Raw genomic sequence first — 23,794 nt, 5'->3', positions numbered from 1 at the left:
TTTCCATGAAAAAAATAGTAATACCCATACTCTTATTAATTTCAATATATAGTATTTATTATGACCTTAATATTGGTACATTACCCACGAAACAAGTAGCCACGGCTCATGCACAAGAGATTGAACCTACTCAAAATAGTGTAACGGGTGAAATACCCGCTGAATCGATAGTTGTTGAGCCTGGATATACGGTACTGTCGATTGTAGAGGAACTTCATAATGAACCTGTTAATGCTTCAATCCAACAAATTATTGTTGATTTTGAAACACTTAACCCAGGTACTACCGCTAATAAAATCCAAATCGGCAAAGCTTATCTCTTTCCGGTTTACCGAAAATGATTTGTTTCTTTCTTGCCAAACATTCCACTTCATTGATAAAATGAAACTAATTTTGAATTGTTTTTAGGTAAAGCATAATTGCTTCTAACCTAATGAATATTTCAAATTTTCTTTAATTCTTATTTACAAGAAGGGGCGAATTCTAACCAATGACCCAAATCATTCATAGAACGAAAACAAGACCTGTAAAGGTAGGTCCGCTGACAATTGGCGGAAATAATGAGGTCATCATTCAAAGTATGACGACAACAAAAACTCATGACGTAGAGGCAACTGTCGCCGAAATCTTACGCTTAGAAGAGGCAGGATGCCAAGTTGTACGTGTTGCTTGTCCTGATATGCGAGCTGCAGAAGCTATTAGTGAAATAAAGAAAAGAATAAATATCCCGCTTGTAGTTGATATTCATTTTGATTATCGCTTAGCCTTAAAAGCAATTGAAGGTGGAGCAGACAAAATTCGTATTAACCCTGGAAACATTGGCAAGCGCGAAAAAGTCGAAGCGGTGGTTAAATTAGCCAAGGAAAAAGGAATCCCGATTCGTATTGGAGTGAATGCTGGAAGCTTAGAAAAACGAATTATTGATAAATACGGATATCCTACAGCCGATGGCATGGTCGAAAGTGCTCTGCACCATATTAAATCCTTGAGGACTTGGATTTCTATGACATCATTGTTTCCATGAAAGCATCGGATGTTGATTTAGCGATAGAAGCATATGAAAAAGCAGCCCAGGCATTCGATTACCCGTTACATTTAGGAATTACAGAATCCGGAACCTTATTTGCTGGTACGATTAAGAGTGCTGCCGGACTTGGAGTCCTTCTTCATAAAGGCATTGGAAATACAGTTCGAATTTCCCTTAGTGCTGATCCTGTTGAAGAAGTAAAGTTGCTCGAGAACTACTTAAATCATTTGGTCTCGCTGCAAATGCTGCAACTTTAATCTCATGTCCAACTTGTGGTCGCATCGAGATCGATTTAATTAGTATCGCAAATGAAATTGAAGAATATATCTCAAAGATTAAAGCACCAATTAAAGTAGCTGTATTGGGTTGTGCAGTGAACGGCCCTGGTGAAGCAAAAGAAGCTGATATAGGGATTGCTGGTGCTAGAGGAGAAGGCTTATTATTTAGACATGGAGAAATCGTTCGTAAAGTTCCAGAAGCCGTAATGGTCGAAGAGCTTAAGAAGGAAATTGATATCATTGCAGCTGAAAAAATTCAAAAGAATCTCCAGAAATAAGAAAAGAGGGTTAACTTAACGAATGTTAAGTTAACCCTTTTTTTAAATCCATCTTTGCTATTAGAAAAATGGTGAGAAAAACAACGTTAAGATAAGCGAAACTGCACCGATACCAATTGCCCAGTTTCCTAGTCCCGTTGCGCCATTTCGACGAGCGATAAAGCCAACAATTATACCTGCTGCTCCTAAAATCACAGGTAAGAAGAACAATGAAATTATTGACAATACGATAGCAAAAGCTCCTACGCCTCTACCTTCGTTAACTTCACCGTCCATGTCAGCATCAACCTCTCTGTCCTCTGCAAACGGACGTTCTCCAACAAAACCACGTTGCGGTGCAAACTCGGCTGCTGTTTCTTCTCGATGATCGCCAATAGGATAGTCAGCGGATGTTACACCATTTGGATTTTCGTCTCTCTCTGTATTTTCTAAACGAAGAGATCGATTATCTTGATTGGTGTTATTGTTATTTCCCCCGTTGAACTGATTGGTGTTTGTCGTATTATTTACACCATTAAACCTATTGTTATTGGTTATTCATATCAGTCATTGTCATCCCTCACTTTCTTTTTTCAGGAGCATTTTTAGTATTACACTACTTTTCTCAGTTATAGATGTTAATGATTTCAAATTAAGGAATGATCTATTTTATGGTATTATTATATTAGCGTATACCTTAGTTCCATTGTGCACTAAGGTTACTGCTTGCATTTTTGCTTTCTTAATTTGTGAAATGAAATATGAATGGTGGGTCTAATATGAAAAAGCAAATTCGTTTTGGATTAGATATTGATGGAACTGTGACTTGTCCTGAGACGTTTATTCCATATTTAAACAAACATTTTAACAAAAATATTACATTAGCAGATATTACTGAGTATGAACTGTCCCCTCTACTAAATGTGACAAAAGATGAATTTTGGGTTTGGATGAGTAAACACGAACCAATTATCTACGAAAATGCAAAAGTCGCTGCATCATTTCTTGAAGTTTATAAAAAGTGGCAGGATCAACACCACTTCACTTATATAAGCGCACGTGGGAACCATCTTCTTGAAATTACTCAACGCTGGTTTGAAAAACATAGTATTCCCTACCATCACATCGAACTCTTGGGAAAACATGATAAATTAAATGCTGTTAAAAATCACAACATCGAAATTTTCTTTGAAGATAAGCATGACAATGCCTGTGACATTGCTGAAGAATGCAACATCCCAGTTATTCTAATGGACACCCCCTACAATCAGGATCCGATTCCAAATCAAGTAGTTAGGGTCAAGGATTGGAATGAGGCTGCAGTTTGGGTCAATAATTGGATGAATACTTAGAAAAGCCAAGCCTCCCTGCTTAGTCCGACAAGCAAATAACCTTCCGCCCCAAAGTGGCTTTTCACTTTGGGGCGGAAGGTTATTTGACCCCAAGGGGCTGGGGCTTGCGCTAGAAACCAACTAAGATATCAATAAAGTAAAAATTTACTTAGAAAAGCAACAAAAAAAATTCCTCCTAAATTTAGGAGGAATTTTTTAATTACTAATACAGTTTTTGCAATAACCATAGACTTCGAATTTATGGCCGACAATTGTAAACTCCGGTGTAGCGGTAAGTTGATCCATAGGACATAAGTGCACATGTTTTGTCTTTCCACACGTCAAACAAATAATGTGGTGATGGTGCTCCTTTACAGAACAACTAAATCTAAATTTCTTTTCACCATCTAGTTCTGTCATTTCCAATATTCCTAAATCAACAAAGGTAGATAAATTACGATAAATAGTATCAAAACTCAAACCTGGATAATCATTTTGCATAGCTTCCAATACATCCTTAGCTGCGATATATCGTTTTTGATCGGAGAAAAGTTGCAACATTTGCTCTCTTTTCCCCGTATGCTTGTACCCTTTTTCTTTTAAAAGATGTAATGCTTGTGTTACATCCATTATTAAACGCCTCCCCTGAGTTGTCATACATCTTGTTAAGGTTTCTTTTTAAGACAATTGTTATGATCAATATCATCACAGCTGTTACAACAATGGTTCCACCTGGTGCCAAATCTAGATGATAAGCGCTAATTAAACCTATGATGACTGATAGCTCACCAAACAAGATCGAATAAATGAACATTTGTTTAAACCCTTTGGCAATCCGCATACTTGCAGCAACTGGTAAGGTCATTAATGAAGAAACAAGAAGAATCCCTACAATACGCATTGAAGAGGCTATGACAAGCGCGACCATGATAATAAAAATTAAATGAACGAGTTTTTTATTCACACCAGAAACGATCGCTTGTTCTTCGTCAAAAGATAAGAAGAACAATTCTTTATAAAAGATAATTAATAATATGGTAACAATTAATGTTATTGCTGAAATTGTCCACAAATCTGATCGAGTTACAGCAATTACACTTCCAAATAAATAGTTAAAGAGATCTGTATTGAACCCTTCTGCTAGTGATATAAATACAACCCCTAATCCGATCCCACCTGAAAGGATTATTGGAATTGAAAGTTCTTGATATGACTTGTAAACTGTCCTTAATTTTTCAATGAGCAGTGCTCCCCCAACCGAAAAAACAATTCCTAAATAAAGAGGGTTAAGCCCAGCAAATAACAATACGTGTTTTCCTAATAATAAACTACCAGCAATTCCTGCTAAAGTAATATGCGACAGCGCATCGGCAATTAAAGATAAACGCCTAACTACAAGAAACACACCTAAAATAGGTGCTAAAAATCCAACCATAATTCCAGTTAAAAAGGCATTTCTTAAGAATTCATACTGGAGAAAAACTGAGATAAACTCCATTCTACTTCCCTCCAACAGTGTTACTATTATGGTTATGAACAAGCAAATGTACATCCTGCCCGTGAAAAGCTGAAAGCCCATGGTTTTCTTGAAATTCTCTCGTATTTCCATGGAAATGTAATTGCTTATTTAAGCAAGCTACAGCATTAACGTATTCTGTCATTGCCGCGACATCATGCGTAACCAAAAGTAGGGTTATTCCGGTTTTATTTAGTTCACTTAACATTGAATAAAAATTGGTAGCAGACTGAATATCAACTCCGACAGTTGGCTCGTCTAATATTAATAATTCGGGATCACTAACTAAGGCTCTTGCAATAAACACTCTTTGCTGCTGTCCACCTGAAAGTTCTCCAATATTTTGCTTTGAATATTCTGTCATACCAACTAAATCTATGGCTTCTCTTACCTTTTCTTTATGTTTTTTCGTTAAAAAACGGAAAAGTCCAACCTTTGCAAACAACCCCATTGAGACAACTTCAAATACTGTTGCTGGAAAACCAGTATTAAAACTATTTGCTTTTTGTGAAACGAACCCAATCTTTTCCCAATGATGAAATTTATTAATTGGATGTTCGAAAAGGTTTATTTGTCCTTTAGTTGGCTGTAATAAACCTAATATACATTTAATAAGCGTAGACTTTCCTGATCCATTTGGTCCAACTACTCCAAGAAATGTACCTTTTTTGACCTGTAAATTAATATTATCTAACACAAGTTTTGATCCATATTGAAAAGATAAGGACCGAATGTCAATAATATTTTCAATTACCTCAATATCTTTTTGCATAAAAAAAATCCTCCAATGAAAGCTACTATAAGAAAAACCCACTATTACAGAGTAAATTTCAAGCTTTTCTTATAACATCTTTACACTATTTTTATAGATTACAAATACTCCAATTTTCTCTCCAAGAAAAAACCTTTTTATTTAAGAACGATTCCGTTTTACCCATTGTAGTATACATGACTAAATTTGTTTTGTAAACGAAACTCCCTTTCCATTATAGTGTTGTATAATGAAAAAAATGCTTTTTTCTTTCCACATAATAGTAGGAGGTTACAACTTTAATGCACAAAGAAAATTTAGCTCTTATCGATATAGGCTCAAATTCCATTCGCCTTGTTATTTTTCAACTAGATGAAGGCGGTTATCATAAAGAGGTACAAAATTTAAAGGTCGTTGCTAGGTTAAGTAGCCACATAAATGGTGATGGAAATCTGACAGATCAAGGTATGAACGTACTGCTTGCTTCATTAAAAAGGTTTCAAGATATTACCCGTACATATGAACTCATAAAAATTAAGTGCGTTGCTACCGCAGCTATACGCCAAGTGAAAAACCAAGAAGCAATCTTAACGAAAATTACGGAAGAAACAGATTTTTCCATTCGCATTTTAACAGAATACGAAGAAGCTTTCTATGGTTATTTGGCAGTTACCAACTCAACAAACTTAAAAGATGGGATTACCATTGATATAGGTGGTGGAAGTACTGAAGTAACACTGTTCAATAATAGACAATTGCTTTATTATCATAGCTTTCCTTTTGGCGCCATTACGTTAGCGAATAAGTTTATCAAAAATGAAATCCCCACGAGTGAAGAGTTAACTCAGTTAAGAAAATTCCTAATAAAACATTTTCAAACATTATCATGGGTTAATCAAAAAGACTTACCTCTCATAGGTATTGGGGGAAGTGCAAGAAATCTCGCACTTATTCAGCAAAGGAACATAAACTACCCGCTTTCTGGCTTACATCAGTATATGATGAAGTATTCCAATCTTAAGGAAATTACAGAAAACTTGATCACATTACCTCAAAAGCAACGTCAATCAATTGATGGATTGTCAAAGGACCGTGCTGATATTATCATTCCTGCTGCTGAAGCAATTACAGCTCTAATGGAAGTAGCGAATGCGAAAACATTCATCATTAGCAATAAAGGACTTAGGGATGGTCTTTTTTACGAGGAACTATTTAAACAATTACATATTGATCGCTTTCAAAATGTAGCGGAAGAAAGCTTTAACCTCCTTTCTCGCAATTATGATATTAGCTTGAATCATGTTACTTATTTATCTAGTCTGGCAAGAAACTTATTTTGTGAATTAAAAGGATTATTTGCTCATGATCTTACTAAAGAAGATCTGCGCCTTTTACATTTAGGTTGTCGAGCACTTTATATAGGTGAGTTTATTAGCCATGAAGCTAGTAGTCAACATACTTTTTACCTATTAACGAATTTATCCATTGACGGAATTTCACACTCAGACCGCTTAAAGATTGCCCTGATTGCTTCCTTTAAATCTAGGAGTAGTCTGCAATCCTACCTTCTGCCTTTTAAAGAGTGGTTTACAAAGGCTGAGTGTGAAAAAATTGAATTCTTAGGTGCACTTTTGAAATTTTCATACAGCTTAAACTTAACAAAACGGAAGGTTTTTTCTACAATAAAACTAACCACGCAAAGCGCTGATAACATTCACATAGAATTAAACTATCTAGAAAATCCCTATTTTGAAGAAAATCAAGCACAAAAGTATAAAAAGCACCTTGAAAGAATTTTAAAAAGGAGGATCGGTCTGATCTTTTGTAGTGAAACTTAACATATCATTTATTAAGACTGTTTTTCTTAAAAATTGTTACCTTTAAAATAGCTGTAGTAAAGACAAGTTATATCTAGTTCTCAGGGGCATCTTTTCTAACATGCGATGGATGGAAACGCATATATAGGGAGTAATTTATTAAATTAGTGTCTATATACGAAAAGTGCTTTTAATTAAAGCCAAACCAAATTTATGAATAGCCATTGTGCTAGAATTTTCTATGTCTGGAAAGGTGGATTTCATGCTTGAAAATTCAAAATTAATTAGAAATAATATTGATTTAAATAACCCCCATTTTTACAATAACAGAGAGTTAAGCTGGCTCAGATTTAATGAACGAGTTTTAGAAGAGGCTATTGATGAGCGAAACCCCTTATTAGAACGATTAAAATTTATGGCTATTTTCAGCTCTAATCTTGATGAGTTTTTTATGGTTAGAGTTGCAGGCTTAAAGGATCAAGTGAAAGCTGGATTTAATAAGCCTGAGAATAAAGCAGGACTAACCCCAAGGGACCAGCTTGAAAAAATATCTACCTTAAATCATCGAATTGTTGCATTACAAGACCGACTATTTACAGAAACTCTTGTTCCGATGCTATATCATGAGGGGTTTCAATTTTTGGCTATTGAACAATGTAATAACGAGCAACTTCAGTACCTAAAAGAACGTTTCGTATCCTATATTTTACCTGTTCTGACACCGATGGCTATTGATGCTTACCGTCCTTTTCCAATGCTACTAAATAAAAGCTTAAATTTAGCTGTTTTATTAGGAAAAGCAAATCAAAAGAAAGAAAAGTTGGCAATCGTTCAGGTTCCAGGAGTTTTGACACGCTTTATTGCAGTCCCCTCTTCAAATGGAAAAAGTCAATTCATCCTCCTAGAAGATGTGATTAGTCATTTCATTTATAAACTTTTTAACGGATATTCTGTTATATCAGTTTCTCCTTTCCGGATTACAAGAAATGCTGATTTAACGATACATGAAGAAGGCGCTCGAGATTTATTAAGAGAAATTGAAAAAGAATTAAAAAAAAGAAAATGGGGAGCAGCAGTTCGACTAGAAATGCAAGAGGGAAAAATGTCAGAGAACGTATTAGCCTTCTTGCTAGATGTCTTAGAATTAAAACAACGCGATGTCTATTCTTTTAATGGCCCTCTTGATTTAACATTTTTGTTTAAGTTTTATTCGCTCATAGGTGCAGAGCATGATTACTTAATCAATGAAGCATTGGTTCCTCAACAGCCAGAGGATTTGGCCAATGAGGAAGATATATTTGAAGCAATCCTCAAAAAAGATATTTTTCTACACCATCCTTATGAGTCCTTTCAACCGATTATTGATTTTATTTCAACTGCCGCTGACGATCCTAATGTATTGGCAATTAAACAAACTTTATATCGGGTCAGTGGTGACTCACCAATTATACGTGCATTAGCAAGAGCTGCTGAAAAAGGAAAACAAGTGACCGTACTTGTTGAGCTAAAAGCAAGGTTTGATGAAGAAAATAATATCCAATGGGCCAAAAAGTTAGAAAAAGCCGGAGTTCATGTAATCTATGGTATCACTTCATTAAAAACCCATAGTAAAATCACTCTGGTCGTTCGACATTACAAAACAACATTCAGCGCTTTATTCATTTGGGTACAGGAAACTACAATGACACTACTGCAAAACTCTACACAGATATGGGGTTGTTAACCTGTGACGAAGATTTCGGAGTTGATGCAACTAACTTTTTTAACTATTTAAGTGGTTTTAGCGAAAAACCAAAATGGAATTATATATCAACTGCTCCTTTTGAAATTAGAGAGACTTTCTTATGCTTAATAGATGAGGAAATCGCTTTTCATAATCAAACTGGGAATGGAAAGATCATAGCGAAAATGAATTCTCTAACCGATAAGCCAATTATCATGAAACTTTATGAAGCAAGTCAAGCCGGTGTAAAAATTGAGTTAATTATCCGGGGGATTTGTTGTTTAAGACCTGGCATTCGTGGTGTGAGTGAGAATATCACGGTTATTAGTATCGTCGACCGCTTTTTAGAGCATAGTCGTGTATTTTATTTTAACCATGGAGGAAAGCAAGCCATTTACCTTTCTTCAGCAGATTGGATGACCCGAAATATGGAAAAGCGAATTGAAATCCTATTCCCAATTAGAGATGAGCGGATTAAACAGAGAATTAAGGAGATTTTAGATATAAGCTTAAAGGATAATGTAAAAGCAAGACGACAAGACAATCAGGGAAGCTATAACTATGTAAAGAAGGGCAACTCAGAAATAGAAATCCAAAGCCAATTGATTTTCTATCGAATGGCTGCAAAGTACTTCGAGGATAGCTAGAAAATGACAAAAAAGCGGAAGGCACTGCCTTCCGCTTTTTTTATCGCTCTTTTCTAAAAAATAGTTGCTATTAGTTTTTAGGGTGATTTTAAGCCGTTAACAAATGTCGTTACATTTGCTTTCATCATTTTTATATACGAATTAGTATCGTCTGTTTTACCTATAGCGTCGGTAAAAACTGTACCTGCCACATCTACACCTGTTTCAGTTGCAATTTGATTTATATATCTTGGGTCTACTGTTGTTTCAATGAATAAAGCAGGAACATTTCCATCTCTAACAATATCAATAATTCGAGAAATTTGCCCTGTTGTTCCCTCTTCATGAGAATTTATATCCCAAATTCCCTCTGTAATAAATCCATATTCTGCCCCAAAATATTTAAATGCATTTTCACTAACAACGATGACACGGTTTTCTATCGGAATATTTGCTACTTCAGTCTCAATCCACTCGTGTAATTGCTGAAGCTCTTCGATATACCGTCCGCCATTCTCTTTATAAAGTGAAGAACCTTCCGGATCTAATTCTGATAGTTTACCCACAATATTATTTACGTACTGAATTACATTCACAACACTTAGCCACGCATGAGGATCATATTCATCAGTGGAGCCTACCAAAGGAATAGGTTCTATACCTTGAGACGCTTCAAAAACTGGTGTGTTTGTTACCTGCCCCACTATTTTCGTTAACCATTCCTCTAAATCTAGCCCATTTACAATAAATACATCGGCATTACTAACTTTCTGAAAGTCACTGTTTAGTGGCTCATACTCATGAGGTTCTTCCCCAATAGGAACAATGTAACTCGTTGTTCCTCGATCACCAATAATTTCCCCTATGATATCATCTAAAATTGAGAAACTCGTTACTATTGATAATCCCTCAACAGATTGGTTAGCTTCTTCATTATCATCGGTACCACCACAACCAACGACTACGAACATTGCTGTTACAATTAATAGGAAATACTTATAAATTTTTTGTTTTAACATGTTTTCTACTCCTTCCATCAACCTTGTTGTATATTTGATCGAAATGCCCGCCAAATCACACCTTGTTTAGGTGAGAATAAAAATGCTAAGCCAAACAATAATGATGCTATTAAAACAATCATTGAACCTGAACTTACATCAAAAATAACTGAGAAGAACAGTCCGAGGACACCAGAAACAACACCAAATAATGCTGAGAAAACAAGCATAACAGACAAACGATCAGTTAGCAGATAGGCTGTTGCCCCCGGTGTAATAAGCATTGCAACTACCAGGATAATCCCTACGGCCTGTAATGAGGCCACTGTAACAAGAGATAAAAGTAACATTAGCATATAGTGAATGAATTTCACTGGTAGTCCTGTTGCTTTGGCCATTGTTGGATCAAAGGTACTTAATAGCAATGGTCGATAAAACAAGATGATCATAAAAATAACGAATACACTCATGCCAAAGGTAACCCATAAATCTGTTGTTGAAACTGCTAGGACATTACCAAAGAGAATATGCCATAGATCAACACTTGTTCCTTTTAATGACGAATTAAGAACAACACCAAAAGCAAACATCGCTGTAAACATTATCCCAATGGCAGAGTCATCTTTTATTTTACTATTTTGAGAGATGTAGCCGATTCCTAATGCGGTTAATACTCCAGTTACGACTGCTCCAACAAAAAAACTAGCTCCAAGCATATAAGCAATAACTACTCCAGGTAATACTGCATGTGAAATGGCATCGCCCATTAATGCCATACCTCTCAAGATAATAAAACAGCCAATTACCCCGCAAATAATCCCTACTAAAATAGCAGCAATTAAGGCATTCTGTAAGTATTGATACCTTGATACTTGGTCAATAAAGTTCATTACTTGTTGCATTAATTGCTCACCACCATCATGTTTTCCTGATTTCCAAATAGCGTTATACTTCCTTTATACGCAGTTGAAAGAAGTTCAGGTTTATAAATATCGGCAACTGTTCCAGCGCCAACTAACTCTTGATTTAAAAGTAAAAGATGATCAAAGTATTTCTCAACCTTACTTAAATCATGGTGAACGACAAAGATTGTCTTCCCCTCATATTGAAGCTGGCGTAATAAATTTACGATGATCTCCTCAGAAGTAGCATCGATACCAACAAACGGTTCATCTAGAAAAAACATATCTGCTTGTTGTGCTAGAGCCCTCGCAATGAATACTCTTTGTTGCTGACCACCAGAGAGCTGACCAATTTGTCGTTTCGCAAACTCTGTCATCCCAACCTTCTCTAATGCATCTCTAGCTATCTCTTTATCTATTAAGGAAGCCTTTTTATACCACGGAATAAACGCGTATCTTCCCATCAACACAACATCTTCCACTAAAACAGGAAAGTCGAAATCAATGGCACTTCTTTGTGGTACATAGGATATTTTCTTTCGCATTTCTTTTATCGATTTACCACAGATCTCAATCTTACCTGCAAATTTCTCGAGTCCGAGTATTGCTTTGATTAATGTTGACTTCCCCGCTCCATTTGGGCCTATAATTCCTACTAACTGGCCACTATGAAAGCTGAAATTAATATTCTTTAACGCTTGGTGACCATCATAATTTACAGAGAGTTTCTCTACTATTATTTCAGGTTGATTAGCTCTCATTTGTTTTCCTCCTTTAGGTTTGTAAAAAGTTTGCGCTAGGAACATATTTTGCACTACGGCAACTTATAGATTAAAAAATATAAGTTTTAACTAATTGCTAGAAACAATTCCGTTAAACTTATATTTGTTTTTCAAAATAATGAATTTCATACTTCATTATTTTCGCTATTCTATTCTAAATGTAGTTGCGTAGAAACCCTTCGAAACTACATTTAGATTGATACAGCTCGGTTAAGGTAATTATGAAATTCACTCAAATACAATCTAAACTAATTACAATATATGAACGTTAGCTACATTTGTGCATTAATATTGCCTATAATCCAAAATGTTTCCTTAAGTAAACATTTTTAACCACAACTAAATTATAAAACAATTATTTAATTTTGCAAACATTTTATTTTTGATTGTAGCGAGCAATTCAATAATCAGATAAATAAGTTCTATTCAATATATCGTTTTATAGCATCTTTGTAATAAGAATAAAAAAGATGTTCACCCTCTAAATCCTCTTACATAAAATAAACAGACTGATTATTTTAGAGAGAGGAGAGCTAAAAAAATGAACCCTTTTATCTTACAAATGGTTAATAATAAATTAAATTCAATTAAAAAAGATGAGTTAATTCATTTAGCAAAACAATATCAATTTAAAATAACAGAGGCACAAGCTAAAAAGATTATTGCCATTTTACGTTCAGAAACAATCGATGTTAGTAATTTAGCTCAACGGGAACGGATCTTAGCCAAAATCAAACAACAAGTTGATGCTAAAACTGAGAAGCAAATGAATGAAATGTTGAAGCAGTATGATCAGTTTTTGTAATTATAGAATGTCGAGTGTGAGTTGTTGTTGTTGTTGTTAGTTAAACAAGGAGACATCAAACTAAAACTAAAAACCTCCCTACATTAGGGAGGTTTTTACTATGCCATAATCTTCTCTTTTATTTCTGGATCGAAAGTTTTGCTTCTAAGCATGGCGATTTCATGTTTATATGGTGCTTTTGTATCCTTTTTATCTGGACCAACAAATGGTGTTTCCAATATCTTTGGAACATCGGCTAGTTGCGGATGATGAACAATGTAGCAAAGGGCATCGAAGCCAATATGACCAAATCCAATATTTTCATGACGGTCTTTTTTAGCACCGCGTTCATTTTTACTATCATTGATATGAAGAACCTTTAAGCGATCTAGGCCAATTAGTTGATCAAATTGATTTAAGACCCCATCAAAGTCCTCAACGATATTATAGCCAGCATCATGTACGTGGCAAGTATCCAAGCAAACGGATATCTTTTCATTTAGATGGACACCATTTATGATTTCTGCTAGCTCCTCAAAGCTTCGTCCGCATTCAGAACCTTTACCAGCCATCGTCTCTAACGCAATTTGTACTTCTTGATCTCTTTCTAACACTTCGTTAAGTCCTTCAATAATCTTCTTAATTCCGATATCGGCACCAGCATTCACATGGGCACCAGGATGAAGAACAATTTGCTTTGCCCCAAATTCATGTGTTCGAGCTATTTCTGACTTCAAGAAATTAACCCCTAACTCAAACGTCTCAGGCTTTTGTGAATTGCCAATATTAATGATATATGGGGCGTGAACAATAATTTCGTCAATTCCATGTTCAAGCATATGAGCTAGTCCAGCAGGAATATTTAACTCCTCAACTGGCTTTCTTCTTGTATTTTGGGGTGCACCAGTATAAATCATGAACGTATTAGCACCATATGACACTGCTTCCTCGCTTGAAGCAAGAAACATCTTTTTACCACTCATTGATACGTGTGATCCTAGTTTCATCCTCTCAATTTCCCCTTATTATTTTTTTTTCTTTCTTCTATTTTTCAGATCTTCTTTTTCTTGTGCCCATCTAGCTCTCTTCTTATAAGAAGGCTTTACCTTTTTCGGTTTCGCCTTTGCTTTTCCACCTGTATTAGCAACAACTGTACCTTTTTTGGTACCTGTTGGAGTAACTAATGTTGTTTTTCTCACATGACGTCTTACTTTATTTTCTAACTCTACCCATTCACCATTCTTCAAGTCAACATATTTGAAGCGAATTTTTCGATCCGTTAATTTTTGAATCGCTTGTTCGTCCTTCTCCTCAAAAATAGATAGAGCAATTCCTGATTCCCCTGCGCGAGCAGAACGTCCGACACGGTGAATATACCAATCCAAATCATTTTTCGGTAATTCATAATTAATGATGTGAGTGACACCTTTAATATCAATACCTCTGGCAGCTAAGTCTGATGCAACTAGATACTGAACTTTTGCTGCATTCACATCCTTCATCACTTGCTTCCGATGCCTAGGCTGCAAGCCTCCATGGATTCTTTCTACATTTAACCCCGCTTGAAGCATAGCGTCTGCCACTTCATCCACTTGCTCTTTTGTATTAGCAAGATAATCGCAAAATAAGGATTATATTTCTTTGCTATTTCTACTACAAGCTTTAATTTATCTCGATGTTTTGCCGGTAATAAGAAGTGTTCAATTTTTTCAGCAGTCGTTTGTTGTGGATCAACTTGAACATGACGCGGGTTGTTCATATATTTCTTAAGAAATGGTTGAAGTTTTTCTGGAATGGTTGCAGAGAATACTAACATTTGTAACTCTTCACCCATACGCGAAGCAATTTTATCAACCTCTTCAATAAAGCCCATATCAAGCATTTGGTCTGCTTCATCAACCACAAGGATTTGAGATGTATACACTTTTAACGCTTGTTCTTCCACCATATCAAAAATGCGTCCCGGTGTCCCAACAACAATTTGTGGTTGCGTTTTTAATTTTCCAATTGTTCTTAATCGATCTGTTCCACCTACAATAAGTCTAGCATCGATTTCATCTTCACCACTAGATGTTACCAATAGTTTTTCCAGTTCTGAAAAAATTTGAGCAGCCAACTCTCTAGTCGGTGCAGTGATTACTGCTTGTACTTCTTCCTTTGTAATATCGATCCGTTCAACCAATGGAATTAAAAATGCTAACGTTTTTCCTGAGCCTGTTTGTGATTGTCCAATTACATCTTTCCCTGAAATAATTGCTGGAATTAACCGCTCTTGTATTTCAGTTGGCATAAAAAAGCGTTGCTCATTTAATGCCTCAATAATAAATGATTTTAGTTGAAACCGTTCAAAATTTGATTTAGTACTCATTCTCATTCTCCTACCTTTTATATCCTCTATTATTTTAGAGCTATTTCGATCTAGTTTACTCCTGTAAATAGTAACCGATCGAAAGTTCACTTCCTATTAACGACAGGTTTTCAATTATGTTTACATCTTGGTTTGATGAAAGTGAGCTTTCTTTGTGTTTACTCTGTAAATAGTAAGTACTCGAAAGTTCACTTTCTATTATTGACAGGTTTTCAATTATGTTTACATCCTAGTTTGGTGAAAGTGAACTTTCTTTGTGTCTGGCATTTTTATCCTAGACACTATACTATACCATTCTTTTCGGAAAATCAAAACGACATAATTCTAGGATTATGATTATTGTTCCCAAACTGAAGCACACCCATTTATATACGTGCATATACCTAATTGTAGAGAATGATGTTTTTGCAAAGGAAAGGATGGAGCTCATGTATCCAATGCCAACACCGCAAATGCCACCATATGCTCCTGGCCCTTCAATGTTAGCACGGGGGTTTTTTCAGGGAGGCGCACACCAGCTAAGTCATGTACCTCTACAACAAGGGATGGTTGGTCAATCAGGTGGTTTGTTATCAAAACTGTTTGGTGGTGCACAAGCTGGAGGAGGGGGCTTGAATAATATATTAGGTATGATTCAAAACGCCCAAAAAGCCATTGGTGTCGTTCAACAAGTAAGTCCAATGGTACAGCAATACGCACCGTTTGTGAAATCTCTACCTGCTCTTATTAGTATGATGAGAAATAGTAATTCAGAGGATTCAGCAGACGAAAGCGAAGCAACCGAAGAAAAACCTGTAAAACTAACTGGTGGTAAGAAGAAAGCTATAGCAAATGAAAAAAAGCAACAAGGAAAACCAAAAACTAAGAAAAAACATACTAATCGAAACAAGAAGCCAAAACCTTTAAACATCAACAAAACACCAGTCAGAAAAGCACCAAAAGAAATTACAAAGGGAGTTCCTGCTCCTAAGTTATATATTTAACTATCTATCGTTTCAAACAGCTCACCCATGATAAGAGGCTGCCTCATTTTATTTTTTGAGCCAACCTCTTCTTTTCATACATAATTTTAACTAGTTAGGACATACTATAGTAGTAGACAGGAAAACAGTAAATTGTTGTAAAATTTTTCTTTTTCACACAAATGTGCTATACTATATTTATCCTCAAAAATCTTCATCAATAATTACCACTGTTTTTTACATATTATGCTCCGCTTAATTGTACTATTCTCCTATTAAACCCATATGAATAGTTAGGTATTTATGGAGAATAGCTGTTTATTGTATAAAAACGTTTGGAGGTATGCTTATGTTCAATATAGGTGATCACGTTGTCTATCCATATCACGGTGCCGGAACAATTCGCGACATCGAGGAAAAGGAAGTTTTAGGGGAGAAATTATCCTACTTTGTTTTATATTTCCCTTTAAATGATGTTACATTAATGCTTCCTGAAAATCGAATCAATAGTTCTGGTTTAAGAAAAGTTATTGAAGAAAATCAACTAGATGAACTAATTTATGCACTTCAAAACGGTATTCAAACTAAGAATGAAAATCCTAAGCAATACTCTAGAGAAAATGAGAATTTATTAAAAACAGGGAATATTATTGATGCAGCACATGTTATTGCTAACCTGAGTCTAAAGGAATTTGAAAGAACAAATGGACTTCATATTCAGGATCGTAAAAACTTAGATAAGGCAAAGCAATTCATTGTGAGTGAGTTAATGCTTGCAAATGAAATGACAGAAGAAGAGGCATACGCTTTTATTGATAAAAACGTACAAATTTCACAAGGTGCTTAAAGTATTAACAAAGGCTTTCGCCACAGCGAAGGTCTTTGTTTTTTCTATTTTTATATAGAAACTTTAAGTACAACCGCGTTTTACTCATTACACATTCATTGCATAATGTTCCATTATTCAATTATAATGAAGAAAGTTCAGCGAACAAAAGCTTTAGGCTGGTTTTCTGTCTTGTTAAGCATAAACTAGGAGGTTACTAAACGTGGAAGTAATAAAAATTTCTCCCCGTGGCTACTGTTATGGTGTGGTAGATGCAATGGTTCTAGCTAGGCAAACAGCTAAGAATTTAGATTTACCAAGGCCAATATATATTTTAGGTATGATTGTTCATAATAAGCATGTTACTGATGCTTTCTCTGAGGATGGTATCATTACATTAGATGGGCCCAATCGTCTTGAAATCCTTAAAAAAGTTGATAAAGGAACTGTTATTTTTACAGCCCATGGTATTTCTCCGGAAGTACGAAAAATTGCAAGAGAAAAAGGCCTTACAACAGTTGATGCAACCTGCCCTGATGTAACAAAGACCCACGACCTAATCTCAGAAAAAACAAAAGAAGGTTATCATGTTATTTATATCGGCAAGAAACATCATCCTGAACCTGAAGGAGCTATTGGTGTCGCTCCAAACCATGTTCACCTTGTTGAAAATGTCTCAGATGTAGAAAAACTTGATTTGACTAGTGAACGTATCATTATTACTAATCAAACGACCATGAGCCAATGGGATGTCTCTCACATCATGAAGGCTGCGCTAGACAAATATCCGCATGCTGAAATCCATAATGAAATATGCCTCGCGACCCAAGTTCGTCAAGAAGCAGTAGCCGAGCAGGCAAAAGAGGCTGATCTTCTTATCGTCGTTGGGGATCCAAAAAGTAATAACTCCAATCGACTAGCTCAAGTATCTCAGGAAATTGCTGGCACTACCGCCTACCGCATTGCTGATATTTCTGAGTTAGAATTATCATGGCTTAAAGATGTAAAAAAAGTAGCGGTTACGAGTGGCGCTTCAACACCTACACCAATTACCAAAGAAGTAATCAATTTCTTAGAGCAATATGATGCTGAAGATCCTTCTACCTGGACGATTGAAAGAAAAGTTCCTATAAATAAAATTCTACCAAAAGTTAAAGACTAAAACGGACCTTATCGGCCCGTTTTTTTTTATGAATTGATTGTTTTTTTTAATTAGAGTGATATACCTCAAACACTAAGCTCTCGAAACTCTAAATGAGCTGCTATAAAAATGTAAAAGGGTCTGTATTTAATGTAGAGAAGATAACCTTTGTATCATAATTTTTTTCTACAAAGAAAGCTTCTAGGTAGTTTTTTACGGCTTCTTTCATAATTTTTTCAACGTTATGTCCGGGATCGATGATATTTAAACCGTCCATCATCGCATCATGGGCAACATGGTAATAGACATCACCCGTCACAAGGACGTCAGCACCCTTAAATAGAGCGGTAGGAACATATTTATTACCATCCCCACCTAATACAGCTACTTTCCTTACACGGTCATTTAGGTTACCTACTACTCTTAAACCTTCGACCTCAAATGCTTGTTTTACAATTAAGGCAAAGTCCTTTAAGGACATCTCCTCTTTAAGTAGTCCAATTCGCCCTAACCCTAGCTGTTCTCCTTTGTTGTCTAACGGATAAATATCATAAGCAACTTCTTCATAAGGATGTGCTTTTTTTAAGCTTGAAACTACTTTATTTTGCAGATTAGCAGGAAAAATAGTCTCAACTTTTGTTTCTTGAACAAATTCAAGCTTATTAGCCTCTCCGATATAAGGATTGGCTGTTTCTTCCGGTTTAAACGTTCCAGTTCCCTCTGAATTGAACGTACAATGACTATAGTTTCCGATGTGCCCAGCTCCAGCATTAGCAAGAGCTTCTCTGACAGTGTTAGCAGCTTCAGTAGGTACAAAAACAACTAATTTTTTTAGCTGAATTTCTGAGGTTTGAGCTAATACCTCTGTTTTTTCTAACCCAAGCCTTTGAGCCATTAAATCATTAACTCCGCCCTTAGCTACATCCAGGTTCGTATGAGCAGCATAAACAGCGATATCATGTTTGATTAATTTTTCAACGATCTTACCGTAAGGGCGATCAGTTTGTATCGCCTTTAATGGACGAAAAATAATTGGGTGGTGAGCAATTATTAAATCGACCTCTTCTTTAATCGCCTCATCAACTACCGTATCTAGTAAATCTAGGACTACCATAACCTTTTTAATCGGTTTATTTAACGTACCAATTTGCAGTCCAATCTTATCGCCTTCAACTGCCAAAGATTTTGGTGACCAGCTTTCAAAAGCCTGTATGATTGTCTGGCCATTTGCTAATTTGGTCATTTTAATACCTCCTCAACACTTCTTATTCGCTCTACTAACTCCTGTTTTTTGTTTTGCACTTCAGGAGTTGGCTTCGCTTTTTCAAATTGAGTTAGAATTTTACGCCATTCTGTGATTTCATTTGTCCATTTTTTTATAAAAATCTCATTACGAATTTTCATCAGGATTGGCCCCAATAATAACTCTAACTGATAATTAGCTACGCTATATGGGTTTTCCCCGTGCCTTTCCGCAGTTAAGATTTCATATATAATTCCATCTTCTTCAAGAATTAGCTCATTGATGAGGGTCCACCCATTTGCTTCAAGCCAAACTCTAATTTGATTTGCAGCTACATTTGGTTGTAATACTAGCCGTTTTACACCCTCTAACTTCGTCTTACCTGCTTCCAAAATTGATGCAATTAACGGCCCACCCATTCCTGCAATGGTTATTACGTCTACCTCTCCTTCAGCAATGACTTCTAACCCGTTTCCTTTTCTGACCGATATATGGTCTTGATAGTTTAGTTTGTTTACCTGATCAACGGCAGAATGAAATGGTCCATCGTTTACTTCACCAGCTATCGCCGCAGTAATTATGCCATGTTTAAAAGCAAAACAAGGCAAATAAGCATGATCTGAACCAATATCAGCTAACCTACTACCAGTCGGAATTTGTTCTGCTACTAATTTTAATCGTTTTGATAAATTACTCTCATTCATATGCTTCACCTAAATTTTATGTAGTCTATTAATTCCATCTTAATTGTTTCAGTAGATACATGCAACTTCGCAAGACATGAAAAAGAAGGATTGCCGTAACACAATCCTTCTTAGCGATTACTTTGTTGCTTCTAGTAAGTATTCTGCAAGAGCCTCTACTTCACCAGCATCTTTAACTAAACCACCTGGCATACTTGTTCCTGGAATGCCTTCATTAATAATTGCAATTACTTCTTCTTTTGAATATCTGTCTCCTAATCCAATTAGGTTAGCCATTGGACTTTCAAAACTCGCACCATGGCACCCAATACATGTCGCTTTATAAGCTTGTTCACCTAATGCCATTGGATCTGTCGTATCAACCGGTCCTTGTGGTGGTTGCTCACCTTCTCCTTCTAAAGCTAATCTTGCATCCTTTTGGTTTACACCTATAAAGGATAAAACTAACATTAGGGCTAAACCGACCACTGCGATTGCAGCATATCCGTATAAAGGTTTTCCTCTCATACTGCCACTCCTTCACTTGATTATCTTTTTTTATAAGACCATTTTTTCAAACTAATGCTATTTTACTCGAAAAATGGGCACTAGAAAGGGAAAAGCATAATTTTTTGTGAGAATCCTTAAATTATTCACATTAACATCATAAATATAGTTATATCATAATAAAAATTAATAGAACAAGCTTTATTTAAGATTAAAAAATAAAAAAAATGTTCCTATTGCAACTCCAAAAACACCTGAGAAAATAAAATACTTCAAGTTATATCTTTTCCCAATTAAGAGCCAGACAAAACAGGTAAAAATAATTGTTACAAAAATTGCTTGAGGTTGATCTGGGAAAAAACTGCTAACCCCATAAACCATAGCAAGAAAAACCATTAATGCTCCTAATAAAATATAGAGGTGCATAAAAATCTTATTGTCTTTTTTTACTGATACTGCTAATAAAAACATAATACTACTAAAAATAAACACAAGACCCGTTTGCAAAAAGGGTGAAAAGTCAGTAAAATAAATTACAAGAAATGTTAATCCAAATATTACTAAACCAAACGTCATCATGATAAGCTGAAAAAGCCTTTTTGAACGATTTTCTTTTGGAACGACCAAGTTCCCAGTTTCTTCACCTTCTGTGTAGAGTGTTAATAAAAAATTACAATATTGTTCTGGGAGAAGTCGAGTCTTTTTCCAATGCTTAATTTCATCGATAATTATTTTCTTTCGTTCCATGTTTATTTACACCTCTAGATTATGTAACTATATTTCAAGCATGATTTCATTTGGTTGGTTATCATGTTATACTGCTGTTTTCATGTCGTATTAGTTGTTTCAACAGCACTATGCGAATACAATCCTAATAAAAAAGGCTTACTTCATAAGTTTGAAGTAAACCTTAAAAAATCAAGCTTATTCTAAGAAGTCTTTAAGGCGTTTGCTTCTACTAGGATGGCGAAGTTTACGTAACGCCTTAGCTTCAATTTGGCGAATACGTTCACGAGTGACACCAAAAACTTTCCCTACCTCTTCTAGAGTGCGTGTACGTCCGTCATCAAGCCCAAATCGTAGACGTAAGACATTCTCTTCACGATCAGTTAACGTGTCTAAAACATCCTCTAGCTGCTCTTTTAATAGTTCATAAGCCGCAGCATCTGAAGGCGCTAATGCTTCTTGGTCTTCAATAAAGTCGCCAAGATGAGAATCATCCTCTTCACCAATAGGTGTTTCTAAAGAAACCGGCTCTTGAGCAATTTTTAAGATTTCACGAACTTTTTCCGGTGTTAAGTCCATTTCAGCTGAAACTTCTTCCGGTGTCGGTTCTCGCCCTAAATCTTGGAGTAACTGTCGTTGAACACGGATTAACTTATTAATTGTTTCAACCATGTGAACAGGTATTCGAATCGTTCTTGCTTGGTCGGCAATAGCTCTTGTAATTGCTTGACGAATCCACCAAGTTGCATACGTACTAAACTTATAGCCTTTTTCATAGTCAAACTTTTCAACAGCTTTAATTAAACCCATATTCCCTTCTTGAATTAAATCTAGGAATAACATACCTCTACCAACATAACGTTTAGCAATACTTACAACTAATCGTAAGTTTGCTTCGGCTAAACGACGCTTTGCTTCTTCGTCACCCGTTTCAATTTTTTTGGCAAGTTCAATTTCATTTTCTGCTGATAGTAAAGGAACACGACCAATTTCCTTAAGGTACATACGAACAGGGTCATTAATTTTAATTCCTGGCGGAACACTTAGGTCGTTTAAATCAAATTCTTCTTCCTCTTTTGCTACCTCTTGAATGTTTGGGATATCATCTGACTCATTTAATACCTCAATACCTTGGTCACCTAGATATTCAAAGAACTCGTCCATTTGATCTGAATCTTGCTCAAAACCAGATAGTTTTTCTGTTATTTCGGCATATGATAGTACACCTCGTTTTTTTCCGAGCTCTACTAATTGTTCCTTAACTTGATCGATTGACATTTCTCCTTCTGCCACTGGGCGAAGTGGTTTCTCTGCCATACGACCCCCTCCTTCCGATAGTTCAACTACAAGCTCCTACATATCAAAACAACGATTGTTGCTAGTATTAGAACAGTTATATTTTTTTTATTTATAATAAAAGCAATTAGTGCTTTAATTCCTTTTTCATCTGAATAATTTCCATACCAATCTTTGCGGCAAGACCATGGTCTTCCCTGCTCTCTGCTTCTTTTCGTTCTTTTTCTTTATGTTCAATTTCCAGGATTCTTGGATAGTTTGTGATTTGCTTAAAATAATCATTCAATTCTTGCTCCGACAATTCTTCACTTACTGTCATCATCGCAATTTCCGCAGCAATTCTAGCTAGTTTTTCATCCGGTAATTTTTGGATAAATTGACTAGAGTTCGGCTCATTTCCTTCAGCATAATATGAATAAAGATAGGCCACTATTGATTGGTACTCATCAATATTAAAATTCCCACCGATTTTCGCTTGCACTTGACTTGCAATGTTGACATCTTTCATCATAAAAGCCAAAAGCATTCGCTCTGCATTATGAAATGCAGGTAGGAGACGTTTTTTTGTAGCAAAATTTGATTTGAACTTCGGTGCTTCCTGTTTTGCTTGGTTTATACTTTTACGATTATTTGATTTATCAAGGCGATACAGTTCTTGTTTCAAGGCATCCAAGGAAAGGGAGAATTCTTCTGCAAGTTGCCTAACATAATGATCTCTTTCAATCGGTTTTGAAAGTGATGTAATTTCTGTTAGAACAGCTTCTATGTATTGCATTCTTTCCCCTTCATTTTGTAGATTTCTTCCTTTTCGTAAGTAATTCATTTTAAAAGCCATTGTCGTCTGATTAGCACCAATAACTTCAATTCGAAATTTCTCAGAACCGTGTTTTTGAATATAATCGTCAGGATCATAGCCCTCAGGTAACTTTGCAACTTTGACATAGCAATTGTTCGCTTCAAGGATTTGAATGGCTCGATAGGTTGCCTTCAGTCCGGCTTTATCCGAGTCATAACAGACAATTACAGTTTCAGCATTTCTTCTAATTAGTTTTGCTTGTTCTTCTGTAATTGCCGTTCCTAAGGTTGCGACCCCATTACGGACGCCAGCCTCCCATGCAGCAATAACATCTACATAACCTTCAAATAAAACTGCCTCGTTTTTCTTTCTCATTTCTGCTCTAGCAAGGTGTAATCCGTACAGAATATTACTTTTATTAAATAGCTTTGATTCTGAACTATTTAAGTACTTA

21 protein-coding genes and 3 pseudogenes are annotated in these 23,794 nt (G+C 35.7%); 9 read left to right on the top strand and 15 right to left on the bottom strand.

All coding sequences use genetic code 11. From position 1 onward, the window contains the following. The first annotated feature begins 5 nt into the window (after positions 1 to 5). Positions 6 to 341: a hypothetical protein gene (locus tag H1D32_RS19935; RefSeq protein WP_261179962.1), complete on the top strand. Its 336-nt coding sequence runs from the start codon at positions 6 to 8 to the stop codon at positions 339 to 341. Between the two features lie 149 nt (positions 342 to 490). Next, positions 491 to 1,583 (top strand): annotated as a pseudogene (gene ispG / locus H1D32_RS19930) (flavodoxin-dependent (E)-4-hydroxy-3-methylbut-2-enyl-diphosphate synthase). A gap of 60 nt (positions 1,584 to 1,643) precedes the next feature. Here the strand turns inward: ispG and H1D32_RS19925 are convergent. After that, complete coding sequence (locus tag H1D32_RS19925; protein WP_261180016.1) at positions 1,644 to 1,958, bottom strand: DUF4190 domain-containing protein; 315 nt, start codon at positions 1,956 to 1,958, stop codon at positions 1,644 to 1,646. Between the two features lie 383 nt (positions 1,959 to 2,341). On the opposite strand from H1D32_RS19925, the gene H1D32_RS19920 reads away from it, so the two are divergent. Beyond that, complete coding sequence (locus tag H1D32_RS19920; protein ID WP_261179961.1) at positions 2,342 to 2,914, top strand: hypothetical protein; 573 nt, start codon at positions 2,342 to 2,344, stop codon at positions 2,912 to 2,914. Positions 2,915 to 3,109: 195 nt separating this feature from the next. On the opposite strand, the gene H1D32_RS19915 is transcribed toward H1D32_RS19920, so the two are convergent. Genes H1D32_RS19915 through H1D32_RS19905 form a run of 3 tightly spaced genes read right to left on the bottom strand, consistent with a single transcriptional unit; the run spans position 3,110 to position 5,181 of the window. After that, positions 3,110 to 3,523: a Fur family transcriptional regulator gene (locus tag H1D32_RS19915; protein WP_261179960.1), complete on the bottom strand. Its 414-nt coding sequence runs from the start codon at positions 3,521 to 3,523 to the stop codon at positions 3,110 to 3,112. Continuing rightward, positions 3,411 to 4,391: a metal ABC transporter permease gene (locus H1D32_RS19910; RefSeq protein WP_314733463.1), complete on the bottom strand. Its 981-nt coding sequence runs from the start codon at positions 4,389 to 4,391 to the stop codon at positions 3,411 to 3,413. Before H1D32_RS19910 ends, H1D32_RS19915 begins: the two co-directional genes overlap by 113 nt. 1 nt (position 4,392) lies before the next feature. Further along, complete coding sequence (locus tag H1D32_RS19905; RefSeq protein ID WP_314733462.1) at positions 4,393 to 5,181, bottom strand: metal ABC transporter ATP-binding protein; 789 nt, start codon at positions 5,179 to 5,181, stop codon at positions 4,393 to 4,395. Between the two features lie 281 nt (positions 5,182 to 5,462). Between H1D32_RS19905 and ppx the strand changes: the two genes are divergently transcribed. Next, positions 5,463 to 6,998 carry an exopolyphosphatase gene (gene ppx / locus H1D32_RS19900; protein WP_261179959.1) on the top strand — a complete coding sequence of 512 codons (1,536 nt, stop codon included), beginning with the start codon at positions 5,463 to 5,465 and terminating at the stop codon, positions 6,996 to 6,998. Between the two features lie 241 nt (positions 6,999 to 7,239). After that, positions 7,240 to 9,347: pseudogene (locus tag H1D32_RS19895) on the top strand (RNA degradosome polyphosphate kinase). A 77-nt stretch (positions 9,348 to 9,424) separates the two neighbouring features. On the opposite strand, the gene H1D32_RS19890 reads toward H1D32_RS19895, so the two are convergent. The 3 genes from H1D32_RS19890 to H1D32_RS19880 are packed head-to-tail and all read right to left on the bottom strand — an operon-like array spanning position 9,425 to position 11,987. Beyond that, positions 9,425 to 10,345: a metal ABC transporter solute-binding protein, Zn/Mn family gene (locus H1D32_RS19890; RefSeq protein ID WP_261179958.1), complete on the bottom strand. Its 921-nt coding sequence runs from the start codon at positions 10,343 to 10,345 to the stop codon at positions 9,425 to 9,427. 17 nt (positions 10,346 to 10,362) lie between these two features. Beyond that, positions 10,363 to 11,214: a metal ABC transporter permease gene (locus H1D32_RS19885; protein ID WP_396126265.1), complete on the bottom strand. Its 852-nt coding sequence runs from the start codon at positions 11,212 to 11,214 to the stop codon at positions 10,363 to 10,365. Positions 11,215 to 11,225: 11 nt separating this feature from the next. Further along, complete coding sequence (locus tag H1D32_RS19880; protein WP_261179956.1) at positions 11,226 to 11,987, bottom strand: metal ABC transporter ATP-binding protein; 762 nt, start codon at positions 11,985 to 11,987, stop codon at positions 11,226 to 11,228. 562 nt (positions 11,988 to 12,549) lie between these two features. On the opposite strand from H1D32_RS19880, the gene H1D32_RS19875 reads away from it, so the two are divergent. After that, positions 12,550 to 12,813, top strand: coding sequence for a DUF2624 domain-containing protein (locus tag H1D32_RS19875; protein ID WP_261179955.1), 264 nt, complete (start codon positions 12,550 to 12,552; stop codon positions 12,811 to 12,813). A gap of 98 nt (positions 12,814 to 12,911) precedes the next feature. On the opposite strand, the gene H1D32_RS19870 is transcribed toward H1D32_RS19875, so the two are convergent. Together H1D32_RS19870 and H1D32_RS19865 are read right to left on the bottom strand one after the other, a co-directional pair. Beyond that, positions 12,912 to 13,799, bottom strand: coding sequence for a deoxyribonuclease IV (locus H1D32_RS19870; protein ID WP_261179954.1), 888 nt, complete (start codon positions 13,797 to 13,799; stop codon positions 12,912 to 12,914). 18 nt (positions 13,800 to 13,817) lie between these two features. After that, a pseudogene (locus H1D32_RS19865) lies at positions 13,818 to 15,160 on the bottom strand (DEAD/DEAH box helicase). A gap of 428 nt (positions 15,161 to 15,588) precedes the next feature. Here H1D32_RS19865 and H1D32_RS19860 point away from each other — a divergent pair. From H1D32_RS19860 to H1D32_RS19850, 3 genes are all read left to right on the top strand, one after another. Then, the gene (locus tag H1D32_RS19860; protein ID WP_261179953.1) at positions 15,589 to 16,143 is read left to right on the top strand and encodes a YqfQ family protein; all 555 of its coding nucleotides are present in this window, start codon (positions 15,589 to 15,591) and stop codon (positions 16,141 to 16,143) included. Between the two features lie 328 nt (positions 16,144 to 16,471). Next, positions 16,472 to 16,969 (top strand): CarD family transcriptional regulator, encoded by a 498-nt coding sequence (locus H1D32_RS19855; protein WP_261179952.1) that lies wholly within the window; start codon positions 16,472 to 16,474, stop codon positions 16,967 to 16,969. A 202-nt stretch (positions 16,970 to 17,171) separates the two neighbouring features. Further along, entirely contained in the window at positions 17,172 to 18,110 is a 939-nt protein-coding gene (locus H1D32_RS19850; RefSeq protein WP_261179951.1) for a 4-hydroxy-3-methylbut-2-enyl diphosphate reductase, read from the top strand. A gap of 100 nt (positions 18,111 to 18,210) precedes the next feature. On the opposite strand, the gene H1D32_RS19845 is transcribed toward H1D32_RS19850, so the two are convergent. The 6 genes from H1D32_RS19845 to H1D32_RS25125 form a co-directional block, all read right to left on the bottom strand. Further along, positions 18,211 to 19,332 carry a Nif3-like dinuclear metal center hexameric protein gene (locus tag H1D32_RS19845; protein WP_261179950.1) on the bottom strand — a complete coding sequence of 374 codons (1,122 nt, stop codon included), beginning with the start codon at positions 19,330 to 19,332 and terminating at the stop codon, positions 18,211 to 18,213. Further along, positions 19,329 to 20,036 (bottom strand): tRNA (adenine(22)-N(1))-methyltransferase, encoded by a 708-nt coding sequence (locus tag H1D32_RS19840; protein ID WP_261179949.1) that lies wholly within the window; start codon positions 20,034 to 20,036, stop codon positions 19,329 to 19,331. Before H1D32_RS19840 ends, H1D32_RS19845 begins: the two co-directional genes overlap by 4 nt. A gap of 117 nt (positions 20,037 to 20,153) precedes the next feature. After that, entirely contained in the window at positions 20,154 to 20,543 is a 390-nt protein-coding gene (locus H1D32_RS19835) for a c-type cytochrome (RefSeq protein ID WP_261179948.1), read from the bottom strand. 180 nt (positions 20,544 to 20,723) lie between these two features. After that, entirely contained in the window at positions 20,724 to 21,269 is a 546-nt protein-coding gene (locus tag H1D32_RS19830; protein ID WP_261179947.1) for a hypothetical protein, read from the bottom strand. A 177-nt stretch (positions 21,270 to 21,446) separates the two neighbouring features. Then, the gene (gene rpoD / locus H1D32_RS19825) at positions 21,447 to 22,565 is read right to left on the bottom strand and encodes an RNA polymerase sigma factor RpoD (protein WP_261179946.1); all 1,119 of its coding nucleotides are present in this window, start codon (positions 22,563 to 22,565) and stop codon (positions 21,447 to 21,449) included. Positions 22,566 to 22,671: 106 nt separating this feature from the next. Beyond that, positions 22,672 to 23,715 (bottom strand): toprim domain-containing protein, encoded by a 1,044-nt coding sequence (locus tag H1D32_RS25125; protein ID WP_314733461.1) that lies wholly within the window; start codon positions 23,713 to 23,715, stop codon positions 22,672 to 22,674. Between the last annotated feature and the right edge of the window lie 79 nt (positions 23,716 to 23,794).

The sequence above is a fragment of the Anaerobacillus sp. CMMVII genome (assembly GCF_025377685.1).
Classification (GTDB): Bacteria; Bacillota; Bacilli; order Bacillales; family Anaerobacillaceae; genus Anaerobacillus.
Note: the sequence above shows the minus strand (reverse complement) of the source record. Positions and strands in the feature narration are given on the sequence as shown.